Here is a 20,908-nt window from a genome sequence, read left to right on the forward strand (position 1 = left end):
AACAGGCGTCCTGAGGAAGAGCTTTCAGAATTTCAGCGCCGAGCCGTATCACCTGGTAAGACCGAACGCCCCCCACCCACGAACCACCCCGGCGAAGGCCGGGGCCCAGTTGGGCGAACCCCGGAGATGGAACCGAACGGCCATCCCAACTGGGCCCCGGCCTCCGCCGGGGTGGTGCCGGGTGTGAGGCGAGCCACGGGCCGCACCCTCAACTTCCCCCGCCTTCGCGGCGGAGCAGGATCAGATATCCAGCGCCCACCCGTCGCGCCCCTTGGGATCGAACGGCCCATCCGCCACGAACCGCGTCGCCCCCGCGCGCAGCCGCAGCACGCTCCAGTCCCCGCGCCGGTCGACCGCCTCCAGCGAGCACCCGCACGCCATATACGCCGCGACCACGCCCGCGCGCTGCGTCTCGAGCAGTCCCGCCAGCACGATCGTCGCCCCCGCATCCGCGATCGACGCGATCTCGGGCGCCATCGACACCAACGGCCCCGCCAGGATGTTGGCAATCACCAGGTCATAGGGTGCGCGCGCGACGATCGCGTCGTCGAGCGTCCCGTCGGCCACCACCAGGTCGATCCCCGCGACCCCGTTCAGGTCCGCATTCTCCTGCATCACCTCGATCGAGACCGGATCGATATCCGTCCCCATCACCGCCGCATCCGGCCACAGATGCGCCGCGGCAAAGGCGAGCAGCCCGGTCCCCGTGCCGATGTCGATGACGTTGGCGAAAGCCGCATCCGCCAGCCCGTCGAGCATCGCCAGGCACCCGCTGGTCGTCTCGTGATGCCCCGTTCCGAACGCGCGGCTCGCCTCGATCAGGAAGGCGCGCTTCCCCGCGGGCACCGCGTCGGCATGCGCGCGGGTGTGGACGAAGAACCGCCCGACCGACAGCGGCTCGAGCCCCGCCTGGCTCATCGTCACCCAGTCCGCCGCGGCCAGCCGCTCGACCGCGATTCTGGCCCCCGCCGCGCTCGGCACCAGCGCGCGCACCGCCGCGACCGTGTCGGCGCCCGGCTCATGCTCGAAATACGCGTCGAGCCGCCAGGATTCGACGTCGTCCTCGATCTCCTCGGTGGTCATCAGCACCGCGTCGGCGGGAATCGCATCCCCCAGATCGCCGCTCGCATCGATCGCTTCCGCCTCCGCGCGCGTGCAGGGGAGGGTGAGTTTCCAGCTCTCAGCGGACATGGCTGGCGCCGTTCACGTCGATCACCGCGCCGGTCATCGACGCCGGCGCCTCGAGCGCGCAATAGCGCGCGACCGAGGCGACTTCGGCGGGGTCCGCGACCTTGCCGAGCGGAATGTCGGCGAGCAGCGCATCGCCGCCGCGGCTCGACAGATACTCCTCCGCCATCCCGGTCATCGTGAAGCCGGGGCAGATCGCGAACGCCAGGATCCCCTCGCGGGCATAGCCGCGCGCGATCGTCTTGGTCATCGCCACCATCCCCGCCTTCGACGCGGCATAATGCCAGTGCGCGGGCGAATCGCCGCGATAGGCGGCGCGGCTGGCGATGTTGACGATCCGCCCGGCAAACCCGCGCGCCTGCCAGTGCAGCACCGCGAGCCGGCACAGTTCGGCGGACGCGGTCAGGTTGACCCGCATCGTCCGCTCCCATTGCTGGGTCCAGTCGCTGTCACCCAGCGGGCTCGCCTCGAACACCCCGGCATTGTTGATCAGCACGTCGATCGTGCCGCCGGCCTGTTCGAGCGCGGCGTTCCAGAGCGCGGTCGGCCCGGCGGGATCGGCAAAGTCGGCGGGGAGCCCGCTCGCGCTGCCCCCGTTGCTGCTCTTGTGCCCGATGACGGTGGCGCCCGCGTCGGTCAGCGCCTGGTGAATGGCCGCGCCGATGCCCCGGCTCGACCCTGTGAGTAGGATGGTCATGCGCGGTGCCTTAGCGCGCCCGGTAAGGGTCCGTCACCTGCCCGATTGCACGGCGGTGAGGTCGCTCACGCCACGCTGGACGAAAACCCGTCGGCGGCCCCGCGCAGCACGCTCAGCTTGTCGTCGATCAGCCCGAAATCCTGGCCGAGCAGCGTGATCTCGTTGGCGACCGCCTCCGCGTCGCCGCGGATCATGTCGATCGTCGCGGACATCGTGTCGGCGGCCAGCGCGGTCTCGTCGACCGCGGCGGTGATCGACGCGACGGTCCGCGCCTGCGCGTCCATCGCCTGGCGGATCCGCACCGCGCTGTCCTGGACCTCGCCGACGGTCGTGCGGATGCCGACGCTGGTCGTCACCGAGCTGTGCGTCGCGGCCTGGATCGCGGCGATCTTGGTCGCGATGTCGTCGGTCGCGCGCGCGGTCTGGCTGGCGAGGCTCTTCACCTCCTGCGCCACCACCGCAAAGCCGCGCCCGGCATCGCCCGCGCGCGCCGCCTCGATCGTCGCGTTGAGTGCGAGCAGATTGGTCTGCCCCGCGATCGTGCGGATCAGCCCCAGGATCGATTCGATCGACTGGGCATGCGCGCTCAGCGTTTCGGACATGCCGACCGCGTCGGTCGCCTGCGCCGACGCGCGGTTGGCGATCTCGGCGGCCGCCTCGACCTCGATCCGCGCGCCCTCGATCGCGCAGATCAGTCCCGAGGCGGTATGCGCCGCCTCGCGCATCGCCAGCGCCGACTGTTCGGCGGCGGCGGCGACCTCGCTCGTCTTGCCCAGCACGCTGCGGGTCGAGGTCGACGCGCCCATCGCCTGGACGCGGATCCGCGCGCCCAGCTCGGCGGTGTCCTCGATCGACGAGGCGATGCTCTCACGGAACGCCGCCGCCCGCGCGCTGCGGGCGATCCGCGCCGCCTCGGCATCGGACGCGCTCAGATGCGACGCCATGATGTCCGCTTCGATCAGCGCGAGCCGCTGGATCACGTCGCCCAGCATCCGCATCGACGTGGTGTCGGTGCCGACCCGTTTGGCGATCAGCCCGAGCGTGACGCTGTGCGCGAACGCCAGCGCGGCGAGCAAGGCGGGCAGCGGGATGTTCGCCTTGCGCGACTGGACCGCATGGTCGATCGCGATGTCCCGCCACGCCAGGTCATAGGGGGAGAGATATTTCAGCCGGACATAGTGCGCGCTCGCGACGATGCTGCGCTCGAGTCGCTCGGGGGTGAAGGCGGGCCGGACATGAAGCGCGCTCTCGAGCGAGAGGTAATGCCGCCAGAACGTCTCCGCGATCAGCCGGTGGTCGGCGGCATCCAGCATCGCGGTCAGCGTCGCGCAGCTCGGCCCGATCGCGCCGTCCCAGTCATAGTCGCGCACGCGTTCGTACAGCGGCCGGCCATCATTGCCCCAGTCCAGCGTGCCGTGTGGCACGCCATTGCTCATGCGGTCGATTGGCGCGGTCATGCTCCCCCCTTGTGCCGTCCGTTATGCAGCCACCTTCGCGATGAATACGCCCGCGCTGGTCTTCAGATTGCTCAGCCGGCTGTCGAGCATGTCGAAGCCCCGGCCGACGCCGTCGATCTCGGTCGCCACCATTTCGGTATCCGCCCTGATCGCCGCGATCGTCGTCGACATCGAATCGGCGGCGAGCGCGGTTTCGTCGACCGCGGCGGTGATCGCGGTGACGGTCTGCGCCTGCGCCTCCATCGCGTGCCGGATCCGGTCGGCGCTGTCCTGCACCTCGGCGACGGTCGCCTTGATGCTCGCATTGGTCGCGACCGTGCCGCGCGTCGCCGACTGGATCGCGGCGATCTTGGCGGCGATGTCGTCGGTCGCGCGTGCGGTCTGGCTGGCGAGGCTCTTCACTTCCTGCGCCACCACCGCGAAGCCGCGCCCGGCATCGCCCGCGCGCGCCGCCTCGATCGTCGCGTTGAGCGCGAGCAGGTTGGTCTGGCCGGCAATGTCGCGGATCAGCCCCAGGATCGACTCGATCGACTTGGCGTGATCGCTCAGCGCCTCGGACATGCCGACCGCGTCGGTCGCCTGTGCGGATGCGCGATTGGCGATCTCGGCTGCGGCCTCGACCTCGCTGCGCGCATCCTCGATCGCGCGGATCAGCCCCGCGGCGGTCTGTGCGGCCTCGCGCATCGCGACGGCGGACTGTTCGGCGGCGGCGGCCACCTCGCTCGCCTTGCCCAGCACCGCGCGGGTCGAGGCCGAGCTGCGGACCGCCTGCTCGCGCAGCACATGCCCCTCGTCGGTCGCGGTCTCGACCATTGTCGCGATTCCGTCGCGGAATTCGACCGCCAGCGTGTCGCGCGCGCCCTGCGCCGAGAAGTTGCGATATTTGGTATAGATCGCCACGGTGATCTCACCTTCCAGCGCCGACAGCCTCATCAGCGTGTCGATATACAAGGAAAGTCGGTCATTGTCGCGCGCCACGCTCTGCATCAGCACGCCGAGCGCAGCACGGTCGCTCGCGCTGATCATCGACAGCAACGCCATCGGCGACACGTCGGCGGCATAGGCCGCGGCGACCGATCGCTCGACCGATTCGACCCAGCCGCGCGCATTGGTGTTGAGGAAGCGGTCGCGCAGGAAATTGCAGCCGACCTCGATCATCGCGTCGGCCTCGTGCGGCGACCAGATCCGCTCGTTGCTGAAACAGCGCTGCCACTGTTCCCAATAGGCCTGGGAGATGGTGACGACATGCGGTTCGATCAGCGCCCAGAGCTCGCGGCTGGCCGCCGCGAGCGAGCCGTCAAAGTCAAACGCGCGCAGCCGTGCGGCCAGGTCGATCTGGGTGGCGATCGACCCGGGGGCCGGCATGTCGAGTGAGGTCAAAGGGTAAACTCCGGATCGCGTTGCCCGGCCAGCGCTAACGGTGATTCCTTAAGGCCAGGTTAGGGATCGATGCCGCGGGGCAGGGGGCGCCCGCCGCCCCGCCCGACCAACCGCCCGGTAGCCCCTGCGCATTGCCCTGGGTTATCAAGCCGGGCGGCGATGGGTTGCATCGCAGCACATGGCGTCTAATAGACCGGCAAACCGTTCGTTACTCGCCCTTCGTACTCGAGGACACAGCCCTTGGCATCGCGCAACCCGGCACGCCCGCTTTCTCCCCATCTGCAGGTCTATAAATGGGGCCCGCACATGCTGGTCTCGATCCTGCACCGCGCGACCGGCAGCGGCATGGCGACCGTCGGCAGCCTGCTGCTCGTCTGGTGGCTCGCCGCGATCGCCTCGGGGGATCAGGCCTATGCGACCTTTGTCGACGTGTTCACGACCGATACGGGCGGGCTCAACATTCTGGGCTATGTCATCGGCATCGGCCTGACCTGGTCGCTGCTCCAGCACATGATGACGGGCATCCGCCATCTGGTGATGGACACCGGCGCCGGTTTCGAACTTAAGCGCAACCGCATGGGTGCGCGCGCCACGATCCTGGCCAGCACGCTGCTGACGGTCGCCTTCTGGCTCTACATGGGGATGAAGTAATGGGTTCGGGTACGCCAGTCGGCCGCGTCCGCGGTCTGGGCAGCGCCAAGCACGGCACGCAGCATTGGTGGCAGCAGCGGCTGACCGCCGGCGCCAACATCTTCCTGATGGCCTGGCTGATGGTCGCGGTCGCGCGGATGCCCGCCTATGACTATGCCTCGGTGCATCTGTGGCTCCAGTCGTCCTGGGCGGCGATCCCGATGGCGCTGCTGATCCTGTCGGTCTTCTACCATTTCCGTCTCGGTCTGCAGGTCGTGATCGAGGATTACATGCACGGCGAAAGCCGCGTCGTGACGATGATCCTGCTCAACCTGTTCACCTTCACGCTGGGCGGCATCGCCCTGTTCGCGATCCTGAAGGTCGCCTTCTCCGGAGCTCCTGCGTAATGTCAGCTGCCTACAAGATCATCGATCATACCTATGATGCGGTCGTCGTCGGGGCCGGCGGCTCGGGCCTGCGCGCCACGATGGGCATCGCCGAGAGCGGCCTGAAGACCGCGTGCATCACCAAGGTCTTCCCGACCCGGTCGCACACCGTCGCCGCCCAGGGCGGCATCGCCGCGTCGCTCGGCAACAACTCGCCGGATCACTGGACCTGGCACATGTTCGACACCGTCAAGGGCTCCGACTGGCTCGGCGACCAGGACGCGATCGAGTATCTGTGCCGCGAGGCGCCGCAGGCGGTCTACGAGCTCGAACATGCCGGCATGCCGTTCAGCCGTAACGAGAACGGCACGATCTATCAGCGTCCGTTCGGCGGCCACATGCAGAACATGGGCGAGGGCCCCCCGGTCCAGCGCACCGCCGCTGCCGCCGATCGTACCGGCCACGCGATGCTCCACGCGCTCTACCAGCAGAGCCTGAAGTACAACACGGACTTCTTCGTCGAGTATTTCGCGCTCGACCTGATCATGGAAAACGGCGTCTGCCGCGGCGTGATCGCCTTGTGCATGGAAGACGGTTCGATCCACCGCTTCCGCAGCCACCAGACCGTGCTCGCCACCGGCGGCTATGGCCGCGTCTATTTCTCGGCGACCTCGGCGCACACTTGCACCGGCGACGGCAATGCGATGGTGCTCCGCGCCGGGCTTCCGCTGCAGGACATGGAGTTCGTCCAGTTCCACCCGACCGGCATCTACGGCGCGGGCGTGCTCATCACCGAGGGCGCACGCGGTGAGGGCGGCTACCTGACCAACTCCGAGGGCGAGCGCTTCATGGAGCGCTATGCCCCGTCGGCGAAGGACCTCGCCTCGCGCGACGTCGTCAGCCGCTCGATGGCGCTCGAAATGCGCGAAGGCCGCGGCGTCGGCAAGAATGGCGACCACATCTTCCTGCACCTCGATCACATCGATCCGAAGGTTCTGGCAGAGCGCCTGCCCGGCATCACCGAGACCGGCAAGGTCTTCGCGGGCGTCGATCTCACGCGCCAGCCGCTGCCCGTCACGCCGACCGTGCATTACAACATGGGCGGCATCCCGACCAACTTCCACGGCGAGGTCGTCAACCTCGTCGGCGGCAACCCCGACGCGGTCGTCCCCGGCCTTTTCGCGGTCGGTGAGGCCGCCTGCGTCTCGGTCCACGGCGCCAACCGCTTGGGCTCGAACAGCCTGATCGATCTCGTGGTGTTCGGCCGTGCGACCGGTCTGCGGATCCGCGACACGCTCAAGCCCGGCACCGCGCACGCGCCGCTGCCCAAGGGTTCGGAAGATCTCGCGCTCACGCGTCTCGACACGTTCCGCAATGCGAGCGGCGGGTCGCCGACCGCGCAGATCCGTCTCGACATGCAGCAGACGATGCAGAAGCATTGCGCGGTGTTCCGCGATACCGAACTGCTCAACCAGGGCGTCGAGAAGATGGCGGGCATCTACAACCGGATGACCGACGTCGCCGTGAAGGATCGCAGCATGATCTGGAACACCGATCTGGTCGAGACGATGGAGCTCGACAATCTGATCGGCCAGGCCGTCGTCACGATGAACTCGGCCGCCAACCGCACCGAGTCGCGCGGCGCACACATGCACGAGGATTTCCCCGAGCGTGACGATGCCAACTGGATGAAGCACACCATCACGACCTTCGACGGCTGGGGCGGCAAGGGCGGTCAGACCAAGATCGATTTCCGCCCGGTGCACGACTACACGCTCACCGACGACGTCGACTACATCAAGCCCAAGAAGCGGGTCTATTGATGATTTGGGCCATCATCGCGATCGGGTTTCTCGTGCCCGTCGCGGTGGGGCTGCTGACGCGGTTCCCGCCGATGATCGCCGGCTTTCTCTGGCCGGCGATCGTCGCGATCGGGACCGCGATCTATATCTACGGCATCGAAACGCGCGCGCCCGGCGAAGACCCGCAGAAGATCGCCATCACCTTCTTCGCGCTCTTCTCGCTCGCGGGCGGCGTCCCTGGCGGCCTGGTCGGCTGGATCCTCCAGCACAAGCGACAGGCCAATCCGGCACTCGACCGGGACATCTGACCTCAGGGGCTGGCGGGCGCATTCGCTGCCGCTTCCAGACGATCCGCCAGCCACATCTTGATGAGCGCCTGACGCGTGACGCCACGCTTGCGGGCCTGCACGTCGAGACTCTCTACCATCCACGTGGGGAAATCGACGTTCACGCGCTTGGCCTCCAGCGCAGGCTTGCGCGGGCTGGACCAGTCGAAATACGCGCTGACATCCTCGCCCTCGTCGAACCGCCGGTCGAGCTCGTCGGCTGAGATAGCCTTGTACAGCACGGATTTAGCCGGTGCGGGCGCGTTCATAAGCCAGTTCCTCATAATCTCTCGCGCGGCGAACCGAGATGATCCGGGTCGCCGTACCGCGATCGGTGACGATCGCCGTCCACAGGCGATCGCCGATCCGGCCGATCACCAGTTGCCGGTCTTCGCCCACATGGCGCTGGGCCGATCCGACGACGATCCGCTCGTCATCGCCCCACAGCGCCTGAGCTTCGACGAAATCAATACCGTGCTTGACCGCGTTGGCCGCGCTCTTGTCCGGGTCGAATTCGAACATGCCCAACTCTACCGCAATTTCGGTATAGAATCTATACTCCCGGTCTTTTGCGGACGACATCGGAACCGCTCGATACCGCGGTAAGTTTGCCCGCGCATGACCGACACCTCCCCCGCTTCGAACGCGCGCAACTATCCGTTGCTCGCCGTCCCCCATGTCCAGCTGCACGGCCCCGTCGACGACGCGATGTACGACAGCTTCAAGGCGCAAGTCGCGGCTGCGCCGACCGAGGGGCCGCTCGTCGTCTCGATCACCACGCTTGGCGGCGACCCCGAAATGGCGCGCGCGATGGGCGACCATATCCGCCTGCTGCGCGAATATACCGATCGCGAGACGCTGTTCCTCGGCAAGGTCGCGGTCTATTCGGCTGGTGCCACCTTCATGTCCGCCTTTCCCGCCGACAGCCGGTTCCTTACGCGCAACAGCCGCCTGATGATCCATGAGCGCCAGATGACGAGCACGATCCAGCTCAACGGCCCGCTCAACGCGCTGTCCTATACGCTGAAGGCCAAGCTCCACGAGATCGAGGATTCGATCAACATCCAGGAAGAGGGCTTTCGCGATCTCGTCCGCGGCACCAAGGTCGATATCGAGGAGCTCAAGGCCAAGGCACCGTCCAACTGGTATATCGAGGCGGAGGAAGCGCGCGATCTCGGGCTGATCCTCGACATCATCTGACGGTTGCGGCGGTCCGTGCCGCGCCCCACATGTGACTCATGTTGCACCCGCGAAGCTAAGGATTTGCGGGCAGGGCCCCTGTCATGTATCGGCTCTGACAACCTTGTCATCACACCACGGACGGACCGCTCGCAATGGCCGAATTCTCGCTCCCGAAAAACAGCGTCGTTAAGAAGGGCGTCAAGCACGCCTCGACCAGCGGGGGCAAGCGGCTGAAATCGTTCAAGGTGTATCGCTACGATCCCGATAGCGGCGAAAATCCCCGTTACGATACGTTCGAGCTCGACCTCGACGAGACCGGCCCGATGGTGCTCGACGCGCTGATCAAGATGAAGGGCGAGCAGGACAGCTCGCTAACCTTCCGCCGCTCGTGCCGCGAGGGGATTTGCGGCTCCTGCTCGATGAACATCGACGGCAAGAACGGCCTCGCCTGCACCACTGCGATCGAGGACTGCAAGGGCGAGGTCCAGATCACCCCGCTGCCGCACATGGACGTGATCAAGGATCTCGTCCCCGATTTCACGCATTTCTACGCGCAATATTCGTCGATCAAGCCCTGGCTCCAGACCGTCACCCCGCCGCCCTCGGGCAAGGAGCGTCTCCAGTCGCCCGAAGACCGCTCGAAGCTCGACGGCCTGTACGAGTGCATCCTGTGCGCCTGCTGCTCGACCTCGTGCCCGAGCTACTGGTGGAACGCCGACAAGTTCCTCGGCCCCGCGATCCTGCTCCAGGCCTATCGCTGGCTCGCCGACAGCCGCGACGAGATGACCGGCGAGCGGCTCGACGAGCTCGAGGATCCGTTCCGCCTCTATCGCTGCCACACGATCATGAACTGCGCGAACGCCTGCCCCAAGGGATTGAATCCCGCCAAGGCGATCGCCGAGATCAAGAAGATGGAAGCCGAACGAATCGTCTGATCCGGCAGGGGGAGGGCGGTCCCCTCCACCCCGCTCTCGCCCCGCCTCGCTCCACCCTCCGTTCGTGCTGAGCGAAGTCGAAGCACAGGCCCGGGGCAGGGCGCGGCGCTCCCCCACCCCCGTTCGTGCTGAGCGAAGTCGAAGCACAAGCCCGGGGCAGGTGGTGGCGCTCCCCCAACCCCGTTCGTGCTGAGCGTAGTCGAAGCACAGGCCCCGGGGCAGGGGGTGGCGCTCCCAAAAGTCCTTCGACTTCGCTCAGGACGAACGGAACTCATGACCACCCCCCATTTCCTCGACGCCGAAGACCCCGCAAACCCCGGCTGGCGCAGCTGGACCCTGTCCGACCCGACCCGGTTCAACACGCTCCTCGGCCCCATGCTCTACCGCGTCGACGGCCACCTCGTCCGCGTCCGCATCACGCCCGAGCGTCGCCATTCGAACCTGCAGGACAATGTGCACGGCGGCGCGCTGCTCGGCTTCATCGACGTCGCGCTCTTCGCCGCCGCACGCGGCTTCGGGCTGATCACCGCCGGCACCGCGGTGACGCTCGACCTCAACACCCAGTTCATCGGTGGCGGCCGCATCGGCGCGCCGATCGAGGCGCAGGTCGAGGTGCTGAAGGAAACCGGCCGCCTCTTGTTCCTGCGGGGCCTCGTGGTGCAAGGCGACGACGAAGCGAAGATCGCGGCCTTCTCCGCGACGATCCGCAAGCCGTCGCCTAAGCCGCCGAAGGGCTGACCCCGACCGCTATCACCACCCCGGCGAAGGCCGGGGCCCAGTTGGGACACGATCATTGTTCAAGCGTAGCGTTCTATCACGGCGACCTTCCCCCCTGGGCCCCGGCCTCCGCCGGGGTGGTAAAGGCCAATGACCGTCCTCGCCGCCTACGAAGCGCTCGTCGCCTCGGGCGAACTCCGCCCCGACCCCGAACAGGCCGCCGCCGCCGCACGCCTGAACACGCTCGCTACCGAACTCGCCGCACCCGTCGCGACCGGCTTCTTCGCGCGCTTTGCGAAAAAGCCGGCGCCGCGCGGCGTCTATCTCTGGGGCGGGGTCGGCCGCGGCAAGTCGATGTTGATGGACCTGTTCTTCGCCGAGGTTGCGGTCGACCGGAAGCGCCGCGTCCATTTCGGCGAATTCATGCTCGAGGTCCATGCCCGCATCGCCGCCGAGCGTCGCAAGGAGGTCGGCGACCCGATCGTCCCCGTCGCCACCGCGATCGCCGAGGAGACCCGGCTGCTGGCGTTCGACGAGATGATGGTCACCAACAGCCCCGACGCGATGATCCTGTCGCGGCTCGTCACCTCGCTGCTCGATTCCGGCGTGACGATCGTCACCACCTCGAACCGCCCGCCCGCCGATCTCTACAAGAACGGCCTCAACCGCGAGCATTTCCTCCCCTTCATCGCGACGATCGAACAGCGGCTCGACGTCCTCCCGCTCAACGGCCCCGTCGATTACCGCCGCGACCGGCTCGGCAGCCAGGACACCTGGCTCGTCCCCAACGGCGCCGAGGCCACCGCGCAGCTCTCCGCCGCGTTCTTCCGCCTCACCGACTTCTCGCCCGACGACAGCGAGCATGTCCCGTCCGAGGAGCTGATCGTCCAGGGCCGCGCCCTGCGCGTGCCGAAATCGCTCAAGGGCGTCGCGGTGTTCAGCTTCAGGAAGCTGTGCGGCGAGGCGAGGGGGGTGGCCGACTATCTCGCCATCGCCCGCAAATTCCACACGATCATCCTCGTCGGCATCCCCAAGCTCGGGCCCGAAAACCGCAACGAGGCCGCGCGGTTCGTCGGCCTCATCGACGCGCTCTACGAGCACAAGGTCAAGCTGCTCGCCGCCGCCGACGCGCAGCCGGGCGATCTCTACGCGAGCGGCGACGGGCGGTTCGAGTTCGACCGCACGATCAGCCGGCTGGAAGAGATGCGCTCCGAGGAGTATCTGGCGGAAGGGCATATCTGACGCACCCCAAACACCACCCCGGCGAAGGCCGGGGCCCAGTTGGAAAGGCAGTCGTAACGAAGAACTGCGCCTAGTTTGCACCGTCCCCCAACTGGGCCCCGGCCTCCGCCGGGGTGGTCCAGCGCACGTCGGCAAGCTTATTGCTCCTGCGAACGAGTTGCAATAACGAGACCACTTTTCCGCTTTAACGGTTGCCGTAGCGCCATAATGCGCGTAACCGGCGTCACCAATCACCCCGCACATCAGACGGAGACGGATTGGAATGGCTCGCAAGAAGATCGCGCTGATCGGCGCCGGTAACATCGGCGGCACGCTCGCGCACCTCGCAGCACTCAAGGGTCTGGGCGATATCGTCCTGTTCGACGTGGCCGAGGGCATCCCCCAGGGCAAGGCGCTCGACCTGTCGCAGTGCGGCCCGGTCGAAGGCTTCGACTCGACGATCACCGGCTCGAACGACTATGCCGATATCGCAGGCGCGGACGTCATCATCGTCACCGCCGGTGTCGCGCGCAAGCCCGGCATGAGCCGCGACGACCTGCTCGGCATCAACCTGAAGGTCATGAAGGCCGTCGGCGAGGGCATCAAGGCCAACGCACCCGACGCATTCGTCATCTGCATCACCAACCCGCTCGACGCGATGGTCTGGGCGCTGCGCGAATTCTCGGGTCTGCCGCACCACATGGTCGTCGGCATGGCCGGCGTGCTCGACTCGTCGCGCTTCAGCCATTTCCTCGCCGACGAGTTCAAGGTCTCGGTCAAGGACGTCACCAGCTTCGTGCTCGGCGGCCACGGCGACACGATGGTCCCGGTCATCAGCTACTCGACCGTCTCGGGCATCCCCGTCCCCGATCTCATCGCGATGGGCATGTCGAGCCAGGAAAAGATCGACGCGATCGTCAAGCGCACGCGCGGCGGCGGCGGCGAGATCGTCGCGCTGCTCAAGACCGGCTCGGCCTATTACGCGCCCGCCACCAGCGGCATCGCGATGGCGGAAGCCTATCTCTACGACCAGAAGCGCGTCCTGCCCGCCGCGGCATACGTCTCGGGTGAATATGGCCTCGACGACCTGTATGTCGGCGTCCCCGTGGTGATCGGCGCCGGCGGCGTCGAGAAGATCGTCGAGATCAAGCTCGACGACGAAGCCAAGGGCAACCTCCAGGTCTCGGTCGACGCGGTCAAGGAACTGATCGTGGCGTGCAAGGGTATCGACGGTAGCCTGAACTGATTTGAGGACATGAGCTGATCTGCTGTTCCCCGGCGAAGGCCGGGGTCCAGTTGGGAGAAGTCCCGTGATGGATACCGCCTTCTGCGTCTACATCATGGCCAGCAGGCGTAACGGCACGATCTATCTCGGCGTCACCAGCAATCTTCCCAAGCGTGCTTGGGAGCATCGCAACGGGGTCGTCGCAGGATTTACGAAGAAATACGGTTGTCATCTACTCGTCTGGTACGAAGTCTATGATGATCTGGACGCCGCCCGGCAGCGTGAGCTGCAGATGAAGGAATGGAAACGGGCCTGGAAGGTGAAAGCGATCGAAGGGATGAACCCGAACTGGGATGATCTGTTTGATACGCTGACGCCAGACTGACCCGCCTTCCCAACTGGGCCCCGGCCTCCGCCGGGGAACGAGAGAGAGAAAACTAGATGAGCATCCTCGTCGACAAGAACACCAAGGTCATCACGCAGGGCATGACCGGCGAAACCGGCAGCTTCCACACCAAGATGGCGCTGGAATACGGCACGCAGATGGTCGGTGGCGTCACCCCCGGCAAGGGCGGCACGACTCACCTCGACCTCCCCGTCTACAACACCGTCGCCGAAGCGAAGTCGGTCACCGGCGCGACCGCGTCGGTCATCTACGTGCCGCCCCCCTTCGCGGCCGACTCGATCCTCGAGGCGATCGACGCACAGATCGAGCTGATCGTCGCGATCACCGAGGGCATTCCCGTGCTCGACATGGTCAAGGTCAAGCGCGCGCTCGCGGGCTCCAAGTCGCGCCTGATCGGCCCGAACTGCCCCGGCGTCCTGACCCCCGGCGAGTGCAAGATCGGCATCATGCCCGGTTCGATCTTCAAGAAGGGCTCGGTCGGCGTTGTCAGCCGTTCAGGCACGCTCACCTATGAGGCGGTCTTCCAGACCTCGAACGCAGGCCTTGGTCAGACGACCGCGGTCGGCATCGGTGGCGATCCGGTCAACGGCACGAACTTCATCGACGTGCTCGAGCTGTTCCTGGCGGACGACGAGACCAAGTCGATCATCATGATCGGCGAAATCGGCGGCGACGCCGAGGAGCAGGCCGCGCAGTTCCTGATCGACGAGGCCAAGCGTGGCCGCAAGAAGCCGATGGCCGGCTTCATCGCGGGCCGCACGGCGCCTCCGGGTCGTCGCATGGGCCATGCCGGTGCGATCGTCTCGGGCGGCAAGGGCGATGCCGAGAGCAAGATCGCGGCGATGGAAGCTGCCGGGATCAAGGTCTCGGAAAGCCCCAGCCTGCTCGCCGAGACGCTGCTGAGCGTGCTGAAGGGTTGATCTTACTACCCCTCTCCCTTCGGGGAGAGGGAAGGAGCCGCCATTTGGCGGCGGAAGGGTGAGGGCACGTGACCGCCCGTGCCCTCACCCTCCCACCCGCAAGTGCGGGCGGGCCCCTCCCACTCCCCCGCGGGGGAGAGGGAAACTGAGGACGAACGACATGGGCTACGAAGGCCAGGATTTCAGCGATATCGCAGCCGGCGTCAGCCCGGCGTTCGTAGAGACGCTCTACGCCAAGTTCACCGCCGATCCGGCCTCGGTCGAATCCGGCTGGCGGACGTTCTTCGAGGGGCTCGAAGGCTCCGCGCAGGGCCCGAGCTGGGAAAGCGCGCGCTGGCCGCTGACCACCACGGACGATCTCACCGCGGCGCTCGACCCGACCCAGATGGAGCCCGCGCCCAAGCCCGCAAAGGGTGGCGGCAAGCCTGCTCCCGCCGCCGCCGCGCCCGCGCCCGTCTCGAAGGACGAGATCGCCAAGGCCGCGGCCGACGCGATCCGCGCGCAGCTGCTGATCCGCACCTACCGCGTCCGCGGTCACCTCGCCGCCAATCTCGATCCGCTCGGTCTCTCGAAGCGCGAGATGCCCGAGGATCTGAAGACCGAATATCACGGCTTCTCCGACGCCGACATCGACCGCAAGGTCTATCTCGGCGGCACGATGGGCTTCGAATGGGCGACCATCCGCGAGCTCGTCGACACGCTGCGCAAGAATTATTGCGGCAATGTCGGCCTCGAATACATGCACATCGCCGATGTCGAGGAGCGCCGCTTCCTCCAGGAGCGCATGGAGGGCCAGGACAAGGCGATCGAATTCTCCGTCGACGGCAAGAAGGCGATCCTCAACAAGGTCATCGAAGCCGAGCAGTGGGAGAAATTCCTCGGCAAGAAGTATGTCGGCACGAAGCGCTTCGGGCTCGACGGCGGCGAATCGATGATCCCCGCGCTCGAATCGGTCATCAAGTATGGCGGCCAGATGGGCGTGCGCGAGATCGTCATCGGCATGGCGCATCGCGGTCGTCTGAACGTGCTCGCCAACGTGATGGCGAAGCCCTTGCGCGTCATCTTCCATGAATTCGCCGGCGGTTCGGCCAACCCCGATGACATCGGTGGTTCGGGCGACGTGAAGTACCATCTCGGCACCAGCACCGACCGCGAGTTCGACGGCCACAAGGTTCATATGAGCCTCGTCGCCAACCCCTCGCATCTCGAGGCTGCCGACCCGGTCGTGCTTGGCAAGACGCGCGCGATCCAGACGCTCAACAACGATCTGAAGGACCATGTCGCTTCGCTGCCCGTGCTGATCCACGGCGACGCGGCGTTCGCGGGGCAGGGGATCGTCTGGGAGTGCCTCGGCTTCTCGGGCATTCGCGGCTACAACACCGGCGGCTGCGTCCACTTCATCATCAACAACCAGGTCGGCTTCACGACCAGCCCGCAGTTCGCGCGCTCGTCGCCCTACCCGTCCGACGTCGCCAAGGGTGTCCAGGCGCCGGTCTTCCACGTCAATGGCGACGATCCCGAGGCGGTGACCTTCGCCACCAAGATGGCGATGGAATTCCGCCAGAAGTTCCACCGCGACATCGTCATCGACATGTGGTGCTATCGCCGCTTCGGTCACAACGAGGGCGACGAGCCCTCCTTCACCCAGCCGCTGATGTACGACATCATCCGCAAGCACCCCGGCGTCAGCTCGGTCTATGGCAACCGCCTGATCAAGGAAGGCGTGATCGACCAGCCCTGGATCGACGAGAATGTGAAGCAGCTCACACTCCGTCTCGAGGGTGAGTTCGAGGCGGGTGCGTCGTACAAGCCGAACAAGGCGGACTGGTTCGGCGGTCGCTGGACCGGCCTCAGCGCGCCGACCGACGGTGCGTCCGCGCGCCGCAACGTCGAGACGGGTCTCAGCCAGAAGCTGTTCGACTCGCTCGGCCGCACGCTGACGACCGTTCCCGAGAGCGTAAAGATCCACAAGACGCTCGCGCGCGTGCTCGATGCCAAGCGCGAGATGTTCAAGTCGGGCAAGGGCTTCGACTGGGCGACCGGCGAAGCGCTAGCCTTCGGCGGCCTGCTCTCCGAAGGATACGGCGTCCGTCTGTCCGGCCAGGATTCGGGCCGCGGCACCTTCTCGCAGCGTCACGCGGTCTGGGTCGACCAGACCGACGAGCACAAGTACGTGCCGCTGCAGGAGATCGAGCACGGCAACTTCGAGGTGCTCGACAGCCCCTTGAGCGAATACGGCGTGCTCGGCTTCGAATATGGCTATGCGCTCGCCGACCCGAAGACGCTCGTCCTCTGGGAGGCGCAGTTCGGCGATTTCGTCAACGGCGCGCAGATCATGATCGATCAGTTCATCACGTCCGGCGAGTCGAAGTGGCTCCGCGCCAACGGCCTCGTGATGCTGCTCCCGCACGGCTATGAAGGGCAGGGGCCAGAGCACAGCTCGGCCCGTCCCGAGCGCTTCCTCCAGTCCTGCGCGGACGACAATATCCAGGTCGCGAACTGCACCAGCCCGGCGAACTATTTCCACCTGCTCCGCCGGCAGATGCACCGCAACTTCCGCAAGCCCCTGATCGTGATGACGCCCAAGTCGTTGCTCCGTCACAAGCTCGCGGTGTCGAACGCCGAGGACTTCCAGGGCGACAGCCACTTCCGTCGCCTGCTGTCCGACACCAACGGTGCGGCGGATGTCGACACAAAGCGTCTCGTCCTGTGCACCGGCAAGGTCGCGTACGACCTGATCGAGGCACGCGATGCGGCGGGCGATACGGACACGCAGATCGTCCGCGTCGAACAGCTCTATCCCTTCCCCGGCAACCCGATCGCCGAGCGCGTCGCCAAGATGCCGAACCTGGAAGAGATCGTCTGGGCGCAGGAAGAGCCGAAGAACAACGGCTACTGGTTCTTCGTCGAGCCGCTGATCGAGGAGGCGCTGGCCAGCGTGAATTCGCCGGTCAAGCGTGCGCGTTACGCCGGGCGCAGCGCCTCGGCCTCGCCCGCGACCGGCCTGATGAAGCGTCACCAGGCCGAGCAGGGCGCACTCGTCGCCGACGCGCTCGGCCACAGCGTCCGCGACGAGATCCGCCGCACCCGCGCGAACTGAACCTTTTCTACCACCCCGGCGAAGGCCGGGGCCCAGTTGGGATGGTAGATATAATTGAGCGAAACGCCGGCCAATCAGCGTTTCGTAACTGGACCCCGGCCTACGCCGGGGTGGAGGAACCGAGAAAATGGCAACCGAAGTCACCGTCCCCGTCCTGGGTGAATCGATCACCGAAGCCACCCTCGGCGAGTGGCTGAAGCAGCCCGGCGATCCCGTCGCCGTCGACGAGCCCATCGCCAGCCTCGAGACCGACAAGGTTTCGGTCGAGGTGCCCTCGCCGGTCGCCGGCGTCATGGGCCAGCACGCGGTCGCAGTCGGCGACACGGTCCAGGTCGGCGCGATGCTCGCCACGATCGACTCGGGCGACGGCGCCGCCGCAGCGCCCGCCCCAGCTCCTACCAAGGCACCCGAGCCCGCCGTGACCGCAACGCCCGCGGCGCCCGCCAAGGACGAGTCCGGCGCAGGCTACGGCGACCAGCCCGGCGCCGGCACCAGCGACTCGCCCGCAGCACTCTCGCCGTCGGTCCGCCGCGCGGTGCTCGAGCACGGCGTCGACCCCGGCACCGTCAAGGGCACCGGCCGCGACGGTCGCATCACCAAGGAAGACGTGACCGCCGCCGCCTCGAGCAAGCCCGCTCCGGCCGCAGCACCTGCGCCCGCACCGGCCGCAGCGCCCGCAGCCTCGGGCCGCGGTGAAGAGCGCGTCCGCATGACGCGCCTGCGCCAGACGATCGCCAAGCGCCTCAAGGAAGCGCAGAACACCGCCGCGATGCTGACGACGTTCAACGACGTCGACATGACCGCGGTGATCGAGGCGCGCGCCAAGTACAAGGACCTGTTCGAGAAGAAGCACGGCGTCCGCCTCGGCTTCATGGGCTTCTTCGTGAAGGCCGCGACCATGGCACTGCGCGACATCCCATCGGTCAACGCGTCGATCGACGGCGACGACATCGTCTATCATGATTACGCCGACATCTCGGTCGCGGTCTCGTCGCCGGGCGGCCTCGTCGTCCCCGTGATCCGCGATGCCGACCAGATGTCGGTCGCGACGATCGAGAAGACGATCGGCGACTTCGGCAAGCGCGCCAAGGACGGCGCGCTCAAGATGGACGAGATGAAGGGCGGCACCTTCACCATCTCGAACGGCGGCGTGTTCGGCTCGCTGATGTCGACCCCGATCATCAACCCGCCCCAGTCCGCGGTCCTTGGCCTCCACCGTATCGAGGAGCGCCCGGTCGTCGTGAACGGCCAGATCGTCATCCGCCCGATGATGTACCTGGCCCTCAGCTACGACCACCGCCTGATCGACGGCCGCGAAGCCGTGACGTTCCTCGTCGCGCTCAAGAACGCGATCGAGGATCCGACGCGCATCCTGATCGACCTGTAAGTATCTAACCACCCCGGCGCAGGCCGGGGCCCAGTGGGGAAGGCCGCGGTGACGAAGCGCCTCGCCCTCCCCATATATCTCCCAACTGGGCCCCGGCCTGCGCCGGGGAAGTAAGAGAGAAGCGACAATGGCTGACTATGACTATGACGTCCTCGTAATCGGCGCAGGCCCCGGCGGCTACGTCGCCGCGATCCGCGCCGCACAGCTCGGGCTGCGCACCGCCTGCGCCGAGAGCCGCGACACGCTTGGCGGCACCTGCCTCAACGTCGGCTGCATCCCGTCCAAGGCGCTGCTCCACGCATCCGAGCTGTACGAGGAGGCCAAGGCCGGTCACATGACTAAGTTCGGCGTCGAGTTCACCGGCGTCACGCTCAACCTCGACCAGATGCACGCCGAGAAGGCCAAGGCCGTCAAGGAACTGACCGGCGGCGTCGAGTTCCTGTTCAAGAAGAACAAGGTGACCTGGCTCAAGGGCAAGGCCGCGTTCCAGGACGCGCACACCGTCGACGTCAACGGCCAGACGGTCACCGCGAAGAACATCGTCATCGCCACCGGCTCGAGCGTCATGCCGCTCCCCGGCGTCGAGGTCGACCAGACCACGGTCGTCGACTCGACCGGCGCGCTCGCGCTCCCCAAGGTGCCCGAGCACATGGTCGTCATCGGCGGCGGCGTGATCGGTCTCGAACTCGGCAGCGTCTGGCGTCGCCTCGGCGCGAAGGTCACGGTCGTCGAATTCGTCGACCAGATCCTCCCCGGCTTCGACGGCGAAGTCCGCCGTGAGAGCGCCAAGCTCTTCAAGAAGCAGGGCATGGAGCTGAAGCTCTCGACCAAGGTCACCGGTGTGACCGTCGACAACGGCGTCGCGACCGTCACCGTCGAGCCCGCCGCGGGCGGCGCGTCCGAGACGATGACCGCCGACGCGGTGCTCGTCTCGATCGGCCGCAAGGCGAACGTCGACGGCCTCAACCTCGAAGCCATCGGCCTCGAGCTCAACAAGCGTGGCCAGATCGAGACCGACCACAGCTTCAAGACCAAGGTCGACGGCGTGTGGGCGATCGGCGACTGCGTCCCCGGCCTGATGCTCGCGCACAAGGCGGAGGACGAGGGCGTCGCGGTGGCCGAGAACATCGCCGGCCAGACCGGCATCGTCAACGAGGACGTCATCCCGTCCGTCGTCTACACGATGCCCGAAATCGCCGGCGTCGGCCTCACGGAAGAGGCTGCGAAGGATCTGACCGAGATCAAGGTCGGCAAGTTCCCCTTCGCCGCCAACAGCCGCGCCAAGACCAACCGCGACACCGACGGCTTCGTCAAGGTCATCGCGGATGCCAAGACCGACCGCGTGCTTGGCGTCTGGATCGTCTCGAGCCTCGCCGGCACGCTGATCGCCGAAGCCGCCATCGCGATGGAATTCGGCGCGACCAGCGAAGACATCGCCTACACCTGCCACGCGCATCCGACGCATGCCGAGGCGCTCAAGGAAGCGGCGATGGCAGTACAGGGCAAGCCGATCCACATCTGACCGCGCAAGGCCGTAGCGAAGCTACGGCCTAGCACCCAGCGGTCAGACCGGCCGGCGGCGCTCCAGCGCCGTCCGACGACAGGGGCTTCGCCCCTGTCCGGCCAAGCCCGCTCAAGCTGCGTTTCGGAAGGGCGTCGGTGGAAACCCCACCGGCGCCCTCTCCACGTCTCCCGATCGCGCGCGAAACGTCCACGCTCTCAAGCCCAAACCCCATAAGCGACCCGCACCCCCCATCCGTCATCCCGGCGAAAGCCGGGACCCACGGTTACGGCGAACCCGGCGATACCGCGCCGTCATAACCCGGCCCGCGACCATGGGTCCCGGCGTCCGCCGGGATGACGGGGGATGGGGGTGGGAGCGATAAAGTCACACCCGCAGAGCCGGAGCCGCGGCGTCCGCCCAGCGGCAGTCCGCACCCGCAGCCCCC

General features: G+C 66.8%; 20 protein-coding genes. 14 read left to right on the forward strand and 6 right to left on the reverse strand.

The window, feature by feature from the left end:
• Positions 1-240 precede the first annotated feature (240 nt).
• The 4 genes from IFT54_RS04605 to IFT54_RS20685 all read right to left on the reverse strand — a co-directional run bounded on the left by IFT54_RS04605 (position 241) and on the right by IFT54_RS20685 (position 4,707).
• Complete coding sequence (locus tag IFT54_RS04605) at positions 241-1,191, reverse strand: 50S ribosomal protein L11 methyltransferase (RefSeq protein WP_192069784.1); 951 nt, start codon at positions 1,189-1,191, stop codon at positions 241-243.
• Positions 1,181-1,885, reverse strand: a complete 705-nt coding sequence (locus IFT54_RS04610; protein ID WP_192069785.1) for an SDR family NAD(P)-dependent oxidoreductase — start codon at positions 1,883-1,885, stop codon at positions 1,181-1,183. The genes IFT54_RS04605 and IFT54_RS04610 overlap by 11 nt, the downstream gene beginning before the upstream one ends.
• 65 nt (positions 1,886-1,950) lie before the next feature.
• A complete protein-coding gene (locus tag IFT54_RS04615; protein ID WP_197984578.1) occupies positions 1,951-3,342 on the reverse strand; it encodes a methyl-accepting chemotaxis protein in 1,392 nt (463 codons plus the stop codon).
• Between the two features lie 21 nt (positions 3,343-3,363).
• On the reverse strand, positions 3,364-4,707 hold the full coding sequence (locus IFT54_RS20685) for a methyl-accepting chemotaxis protein (protein ID WP_031393659.1): 1,344 nt from the start codon (positions 4,705-4,707) through the stop codon (positions 3,364-3,366).
• 321 nt (positions 4,708-5,028) lie between these two features.
• Here IFT54_RS20685 and sdhC point away from each other — a divergent pair, with 321 nt between their 5' ends.
• Genes sdhC through IFT54_RS04640 form a run of 4 tightly spaced genes read left to right on the forward strand, consistent with a single transcriptional unit; the run spans position 5,029 to position 7,848 of the window.
• Positions 5,029-5,373, forward strand: coding sequence for a succinate dehydrogenase, cytochrome b556 subunit (sdhC, locus tag IFT54_RS04625; protein ID WP_031393660.1), 345 nt, complete (start codon positions 5,029-5,031; stop codon positions 5,371-5,373).
• Positions 5,373-5,759, forward strand: a complete 387-nt coding sequence (gene sdhD, locus IFT54_RS04630) for a succinate dehydrogenase, hydrophobic membrane anchor protein (RefSeq protein ID WP_031440117.1) — start codon at positions 5,373-5,375, stop codon at positions 5,757-5,759. Before sdhC ends, sdhD begins: the two co-directional genes overlap by 1 nt.
• Positions 5,759-7,561 (forward strand): succinate dehydrogenase flavoprotein subunit, encoded by a 1,803-nt coding sequence (sdhA, locus tag IFT54_RS04635; protein ID WP_031440116.1) that lies wholly within the window; start codon positions 5,759-5,761, stop codon positions 7,559-7,561. Before sdhD ends, sdhA begins: the two co-directional genes overlap by 1 nt.
• Entirely contained in the window at positions 7,561-7,848 is a 288-nt protein-coding gene (locus tag IFT54_RS04640) for a hypothetical protein (RefSeq protein WP_056405189.1), read from the forward strand. Before sdhA ends, IFT54_RS04640 begins: the two co-directional genes overlap by 1 nt.
• Positions 7,849-7,850: 2 nt before the next feature.
• Here the strand turns inward: IFT54_RS04640 and brnA are convergent, their stop codons facing one another.
• Both brnA and IFT54_RS04650 read right to left on the reverse strand, forming a co-directional pair.
• The gene (gene brnA, locus IFT54_RS04645) at positions 7,851-8,135 is read right to left on the reverse strand and encodes a type II toxin-antitoxin system BrnA family antitoxin (RefSeq protein ID WP_197984579.1); all 285 of its coding nucleotides are present in this window, start codon (positions 8,133-8,135) and stop codon (positions 7,851-7,853) included.
• On the reverse strand, positions 8,113-8,388 hold the full coding sequence (locus tag IFT54_RS04650) for a BrnT family toxin (RefSeq protein WP_031393665.1): 276 nt from the start codon (positions 8,386-8,388) through the stop codon (positions 8,113-8,115). The genes brnA and IFT54_RS04650 overlap by 23 nt, the downstream gene beginning before the upstream one ends.
• Positions 8,389-8,484: 96 nt before the next feature.
• On the opposite strand from IFT54_RS04650, the gene IFT54_RS04655 reads away from it, so the two are divergent.
• The 10 genes from IFT54_RS04655 (at position 8,485) to lpdA (ending at position 20,481) form a co-directional block, all read left to right on the forward strand.
• Positions 8,485-9,066: a ClpP family protease gene (locus IFT54_RS04655; protein WP_031393666.1), complete on the forward strand. Its 582-nt coding sequence runs from the start codon at positions 8,485-8,487 to the stop codon at positions 9,064-9,066.
• A gap of 134 nt (positions 9,067-9,200) precedes the next feature.
• On the forward strand, positions 9,201-9,983 hold the full coding sequence (locus IFT54_RS04660; RefSeq protein ID WP_031393667.1) for a succinate dehydrogenase iron-sulfur subunit: 783 nt from the start codon (positions 9,201-9,203) through the stop codon (positions 9,981-9,983).
• 273 nt (positions 9,984-10,256) lie between these two features.
• The gene (locus IFT54_RS04665; protein ID WP_192069786.1) at positions 10,257-10,721 is read left to right on the forward strand and encodes a PaaI family thioesterase; all 465 of its coding nucleotides are present in this window, start codon (positions 10,257-10,259) and stop codon (positions 10,719-10,721) included.
• 129 nt (positions 10,722-10,850) lie between these two features.
• On the forward strand, positions 10,851-11,942 hold the full coding sequence (gene zapE / locus IFT54_RS04670; protein ID WP_192069787.1) for a cell division protein ZapE: 1,092 nt from the start codon (positions 10,851-10,853) through the stop codon (positions 11,940-11,942).
• A gap of 262 nt (positions 11,943-12,204) precedes the next feature.
• Entirely contained in the window at positions 12,205-13,167 is a 963-nt protein-coding gene (gene mdh, locus IFT54_RS04675; protein WP_192069788.1) for a malate dehydrogenase, read from the forward strand.
• Between the two features lie 67 nt (positions 13,168-13,234).
• Entirely contained in the window at positions 13,235-13,531 is a 297-nt protein-coding gene (locus IFT54_RS04680) for a GIY-YIG nuclease family protein (RefSeq protein WP_031440111.1), read from the forward strand.
• Between the two features lie 56 nt (positions 13,532-13,587).
• A complete protein-coding gene (gene sucD / locus IFT54_RS04685; protein ID WP_192069789.1) occupies positions 13,588-14,472 on the forward strand; it encodes a succinate--CoA ligase subunit alpha in 885 nt (294 codons plus the stop codon).
• A 160-nt stretch (positions 14,473-14,632) separates the two neighbouring features.
• Complete coding sequence (locus IFT54_RS04690) at positions 14,633-17,572, forward strand: 2-oxoglutarate dehydrogenase E1 component (protein WP_031440110.1); 2,940 nt, start codon at positions 14,633-14,635, stop codon at positions 17,570-17,572.
• A 127-nt stretch (positions 17,573-17,699) separates the two neighbouring features.
• The gene (odhB, locus tag IFT54_RS04695; protein WP_192069790.1) at positions 17,700-18,959 is read left to right on the forward strand and encodes a 2-oxoglutarate dehydrogenase complex dihydrolipoyllysine-residue succinyltransferase; all 1,260 of its coding nucleotides are present in this window, start codon (positions 17,700-17,702) and stop codon (positions 18,957-18,959) included.
• Positions 18,960-19,086: 127 nt separating this feature from the next.
• The gene (lpdA, locus tag IFT54_RS04700; RefSeq protein ID WP_192069791.1) at positions 19,087-20,481 is read left to right on the forward strand and encodes a dihydrolipoyl dehydrogenase; all 1,395 of its coding nucleotides are present in this window, start codon (positions 19,087-19,089) and stop codon (positions 20,479-20,481) included.
• Positions 20,482-20,908: the final 427 nt, after the last annotated feature.

Source organism: Sphingomonas sp. CFBP 13714 (assembly GCF_014842205.1).
In the GTDB taxonomy this organism is placed as follows: domain Bacteria; phylum Pseudomonadota; class Alphaproteobacteria; order Sphingomonadales; family Sphingomonadaceae; genus Sphingomonas; species Sphingomonas aerolata.